This window comes from Nostoc sp. LPT, from assembly GCF_017115165.1.
Classification (GTDB): domain Bacteria; phylum Cyanobacteriota; class Cyanobacteriia; order Cyanobacteriales; family Nostocaceae; genus Nostoc.
In genome coordinates, this window is record NZ_JABXKF010000155.1 from 1 (window position 1) to 5,788 (window position 5,788).

General features: G+C 44.3%; 4 protein-coding genes. 1 reads left to right on the forward strand and 3 read right to left on the reverse strand.

What is annotated here, in order from left to right; translation table 11 throughout:
- The first annotated feature begins 297 nt into the window (after window positions 1-297).
- On the forward strand, window positions 298-924 hold the full coding sequence (locus tag HWQ58_RS29610) for a hypothetical protein (protein ID WP_292871031.1): 627 nt from the start codon (window positions 298-300) through the stop codon (window positions 922-924).
- 114 nt (window positions 925-1,038) lie between these two features.
- Here HWQ58_RS29610 and HWQ58_RS29615 read toward each other — a convergent pair whose 3' ends face one another.
- The 3 genes from HWQ58_RS29615 to HWQ58_RS29625 form a co-directional block, all read right to left on the reverse strand.
- Complete coding sequence (locus HWQ58_RS29615; protein WP_292871033.1) at window positions 1,039-2,538, reverse strand: family 10 glycosylhydrolase; 1,500 nt, start codon at window positions 2,536-2,538, stop codon at window positions 1,039-1,041.
- An 894-nt stretch (window positions 2,539-3,432) separates the two neighbouring features.
- Window positions 3,433-4,362 (reverse strand): geranylgeranyl diphosphate synthase CrtE, encoded by a 930-nt coding sequence (gene crtE, locus HWQ58_RS29620; protein WP_292871035.1) that lies wholly within the window; start codon window positions 4,360-4,362, stop codon window positions 3,433-3,435.
- Between the two features lie 213 nt (window positions 4,363-4,575).
- Window positions 4,576-5,733 (reverse strand): family 2B encapsulin nanocompartment shell protein, encoded by a 1,158-nt coding sequence (locus tag HWQ58_RS29625; protein WP_292871037.1) that lies wholly within the window; start codon window positions 5,731-5,733, stop codon window positions 4,576-4,578.
- Window positions 5,734-5,788 lie beyond the last annotated feature (55 nt).

Genomic DNA, 5,788 nt, shown 5'->3' on the forward strand with positions numbered 1-5,788 from the left:
GCTGCTGGTGATCTTGCTCCTGTAGCTCTAACTGCTCCTGCTATCAACGGTTAATTCTGAAGTTTAGCTAAATCAAAAAACGCTCTCCTTTTACGGAGAGCGTTTTTTGTTTAAATGTGTAGAATTTGCTATCCTTTTGTTAAAAAGCATACTTCCACTTCACATAAATCAGCGCAGAAATCTGCTTGATTTCTCATCTTTTACATTTTTTGCATTGGTTCTTCTCAACTCAGCTTCCCTGAGTCATTTTGTGCTTCTTAGTCTAAAGTACAGATATTAAGGATGTGAGGAGCAATCATGGGGCAGACACAGGAGCTAGGACAGATTATCATCCTGAATGGTGTTCCGCGATCGGGGAAGTCGAGCATTGTCGCAGTGATTCAGGAGACATTTGATGGTCTATGGATGAATTTGGGTGTTGATAGGTTTATGCAAATGACTCCCGCACGATACTTGCCTGGGATCGGTCTGCGGCCAGGGGGAGAACGGCAGGACATCGAACCTCTTGTTCCCATTCTTTACAGCGCCATGTATGAGTCTATCGCTGCCCACAGCCGCTTGGGTCTAAATGTAGTGGTTGATGTCGGACACCATGACGCCTACGCAATGAAGCGGGGCATTCTGGCTGATAGTGCCCGACGTTTGAAAGGATTACCAGTCTTGTTTGTAGGCGTTCACTGCCCCATCGAGATTGTTATGGAACGACGACAAAACACGGGGTGGAACGTGGGAAGTACAGCCGACTCTCCTATACCACATCCAGTTCAGTTATGGCAACGTGAAGTTCACATCCCTGGTATCTATGACCTTGAAGTTGATACCTCTTTATTAAGCCCAGGTGCGTGTGCCGAGATGATACGCCAGCACCTCGCAGATAGTCCAACACCGTCGGCATTCCAACGACTCGCTGCACACTATACTTAAGCTGTAGTTATGAATGTGTTCACTATATTTGGTATGAATTTGTAAAGTGGGTGATTCTATAAGTTGAAAGTTGAAAGGGAAATTCAATCCCTTTTCACTAATTCTCCAAAAAGTTTACTTAACTCGACAGAATTTGCGATCGCTATCACTCTGAGGATATTGCCAAGAATAGGCAAAGTGGCTAACTCCCTTAAGTTGGGGGGCAAATTGTCGAAGTGCCTGCATTTGCACTTCTAAGGATGGACGATTAGTGACAGATTTTCCCCACTGACCAGCTAAAGCCGGGATTATCTGCGTACCCGGTTTTGCCATACTCAAAACCCGTTGCACTTGCGACACGATACAACTAACATTACCGCAATTCCCATAAGCCATAGGATGCCACTCGAATGTACTGGGGAACCGATCCCAAGGTTGCAAACGGGAATCATACCCTTGTCCGACAGTTTGGTTGCCATCAGGAAAAAACACCACTCCCGTAGAAATACCTTGCTCCTTTGCTGGGTAACTAGCGATGGTGACAAAATCTAGAATTCCTTGCATGGCGTGGGCAACGGCAAGCTGCCACAACTCCCATTGTAAAACTGGTTGTCTATCGGTTGCAGACAGGATTGACTTTTGCGCTAGTGGGAGAGTACGTCCTTGCCACAGTGGTTCCCCTTCCTGGGGATAAAGTTTATCAACTTCCGCTACATCTCCGACGCTGACGAATCCCCTACTCAAAAAGCGGCGAATCAAGTCCAGCCCTTTGTAATTCTGTGCCCGTTTAAATAAAGCTTCTTGGGTTGCGGGACTAAATAGCCATAAATCTGAAACTTTGGTGGCGATAGAATCACTTCCTGCTTGTCGCGGATAGCGCACGTAATCCAATAGCAAGCCATCTGGGCGACGGCGCAAAACTTGTTGTACTAATTGGTAATAATCGCGTTTTGCTTGCAGGTTGTAGGGATCGATAAATAGTTGAGAGCCATTATCTACCACATATAGGCTGGTTTGACCTTTGCCATTACGAGCGATCGCACTTTCTCTATCTGGGCGCTGGGCGTAAGTATAGCCGAAATTTGTGGTAAACATCCAGGCATAGACCTTCAAACCACGTTGCCGACCTTTTTTAATTGCCGTAGCGAGTATATCGATATTTTCTGCCCCTGGAGTGCGAATCACAGCAGGCCAAACCGTCGGGTTAGCTCTTGCTGGTAATAGTACCTGCCCATCGTAAAATACTTCTATATAAACTTGGTTATAGCCACGATTAACAATCCGATCCATAATCTGATCGATTATTCCTGGCTGAATGTCGCAGGGATACAAGCGTAACCAAATGGCTTGGGTTTGCGGCCAAGTCCGAGAGCGACATTCCTTTAATTTCTGTGCTTGTTCTTGTATTATGCTTTGGTAGCGCGTTTGAGCATCTTGTTTGCCTTTGAGCGCTAACAAACGCAAGTTTTCTTTTTGTTGCGCCGCCGCTGATGATAACTGACAATACTCAGTTACTTGCGCCCTTGCTGGTTCGCTTCCCAAGTTTGGGAGCAACAAACTACTAGTAAAAACAACAGCGCATAAGCGCCGCCAAAATAATGTTGATCTTGCAACGTTCAAGGGACAGTTAGACATACCTACCAGTAGATGAACAAATTCAAAATTCAAAAAAGTTTCAGACAGGGATTTAAACTCCGACTGTAACTTGCTTACCACAGGGTAACTGAGCAAAGGCGAAGTGGCTCTAACTCTGAGCTACGTGTTAACGTTCGGTCTTAAAGCCTTTAATTTGCGATAATAATCGATCTCAACTCAAATAATTATGGACAACGTGTATCGAATTATATAGTTAAATACTAAGGGTTTTAAAACCTATTTTTTCAAGACTCTCAAAGGTCAATTTCTGTTGCCGTATTCTTTTATAGCGGTTTCCAGTGCATGAAGTAGATATCAAAACTTCACCCGCAATGCGAATGCATCGGCTCACATTGTTAATGCATCTGACTTTTCCTGTTAAGTCTCTTTTGCAAGCTGCCAACCCTCACAGCATCTGTGAAAGGTTAAGGTAATTGCACTTTTGTCAAGAGGGTGCAGGAAAAGCGGATAAATTCAGCCTGGAGACTGGTTTCGGAGATATTTAACTACGCCTAAGTCTTGATTCTCTGGGGAAGCGAAGTACTTAATCGGGTCATCCGCTTTGCCTTTCTCATTTGCGACACTAACCCTCTTTTGACAAAGTTATTCTCTCGTTACAATACTGTTTCATACCCTATTTTAAGTTGTGAAAAACCTTAAAGATAATGATAATCAAATTGAGGGGGAGGAGGCGAGCGTCGCTCGCCTCCTCCCCCTTTCCCCGCACACGATGATCATTCTGATTAAGACTATTTTGAGTATTTTAACCGATTGACAAAATGCTTTTTATCTCAACCTCTCACCAATGCTCCTGTACCATATATATGCTTTTACCCAAAAAATAGCCAGTTACGAACCATAGAAAGTTAAAAAACTTGGCAGAGTGAGCGCTAACTAATGTGTTCTAGCTGTGATATAGTCTGCGATCGCCATTAGAGGTTGGGCCTTTTCGCCAAAGCAAACTAATTCTGCTTTTGCTGAGTCAACCAATTTTTGCGCTTTGAGTTTTGATTCCTCAATACCCCACAAACTGGGATAAGTCACTTTCCCCGCCTTTTGATCTTTGCCCGGAGTTTTACCGAGTTCCTCCTGAGTACCAGTCATATCAAGCACATCATCAATAATTTGGAAAGCTAGACCAATATTGCGAGCATAGTGAGAAAGCGGCAGCAGAATTTTATTGTCCACTCCCGCCAATAGTGCTCCTGATAAAACAGACGTTTCCAATAAAGCACCAGTTTTGTGGGCATGAATAAAGTTGAGGGTTTCGATGTCAATATTCTGCAATCCCTCAGATTGTAAATCAACAACTTGACCGCCAACTAGACCTGTTGCTGCTACTGCATGAGCCAACTTAGCAACAACCTGCAACAAATGCTGGGCAGCAACTCTTTTGGTTTGAACCACAAGAAACTCAAAGGCATAGGCTAAAAGTGCATCACCAGCTAGAATGGCAATGTTTTCGCCATAAATTTTATGGTTAGTTAACTTTCCGCGTCGATAGTCATCATTATCCATTCCAGGTAAGTCGTCATGGATTAGAGAAAAGGTGTGAATCATTTCCAGCGTACAAGCAGTAGGCATCGCCATCTCGATAGTGCCTCCAGCAAGTTCACAACCGGCAAGACATAGAATCGGGCGTAGGCGCTTTCCTCCAGCCAGCAGGGAATAGCGCATAGATTCGTAGAGTATTTCTGGATAGACTACAGTAATTGACTGTTCAAGCGCTGCTTCAACTTGCGATCGCCGTTCTGATAAATAGGCTTTAAGGTCAAAAGTAGTTTCTTTAACAGATGACCATTCAAAGATTTGAGTATTCACCATAAATATTTATCTTCAAAATTACAGTACTACACCTAATCGACAAAATCTGGCTGAGAGGAACTATTAAACAACGCTGTTTTAGGAATTAATATCATGTTTGTTTGATTACTTATAATTACCGTAATCTATGCAAAAATAGGAAAAGCCTTTTTCCCCCTGCTCCCCTGCCTCCTATTTGTATCAACCTTAAAGTGAAACGGTATTACCCTTCCCTCAGCGCCCAATTTCCACGTCTTCAAGGATGCCGAGTGCATCGGGGATGAGAATGGCTGCACAGTAGTAGGCGCTGACAAGATAAGAAATGACAGCTTTTTCGTTGATACCCATGAATTTGACAGACAAGCTGGGCTGGTATTCATCAGGGATACCCGTTTTATGTAAACCTATCACCCCTTGGTTTTCTTCTCCGACACGGAGTACCAAAATAGAGCTAGTACCCTGCTTGGTGATCGGAATTTTGTTACAAGGAAAAATCGGATAGTTGCGCCATGCAGGTACAATCTTTCCATTGACCTCCCTGCTTGGGGAATAGATGCCACGACGGTTACACTCCCGGCCAAAAGCAGCGATCGCGCGAGGATGAGCGAGGAAAAAATGGGATTTGCGCCGCCGAGAGAGCAATTCATCAAAATCATCTGGAGTCGGTGGCCCGGTGCGGGTAAAGATGCGTTGCTTAAGATCAGCATTATGCAACAACCCGAAATCAGGATTATTCAGCATTTCGTATTCTTGCCGTTCCCGCAACCCTTCGATAGTCAGCCGTAATTGTTGCTCCGTCTGGTTCATGGGTTCGTTGTAGATGTCAGCAACTCGCGTATTCACCCGTAAAATGGTTTCAGCGACGCTTAACTCATACTCCCGTGGCTTCAAGTCATAATCAACAAATGTCCTGGGTAACTCAGTTTCTGGACTATGACCGGCAGACATGATAATCTCCGCTTGATTATGCCTATCTTGGGGTTTGCTCAACATAGCTCTAAAGCGATCGACCTGAATCTGCAACGCTTCAGATTGGTTCATTAACTCCCGAAACGCCTGTATTGGCAAAGACAAAACTATGCAACGTGTAACAGCTCTGAGGCTAACCTCCCAAGTGTCCTGAGATAGAACTATAGCTTCGCCACCAAAACAATCGCCTTCAGCTAAGATATCCCGTAAAGCTTCCGCCTCATATTTTCCTGCCTTCAGCTTATTAACTTTACCATGAGCAATTAATAACACTTGGTCGGCTGGTTGACCTTCCCCTACAATGACCTCACCTGGAGCAAATTCTTGTTGCACAAAGCGGTTCGCCAAGACGTTGAGTACCTCAATATCCTCAAACCCACGCAATAAAGATAGTTCACAAAGTGCTTGGGGAATGACCCGCACCCCTAGCTATCTAATTGGTATACAAAGCAGGTAAGCTGAAAACTTGCATCTAGCA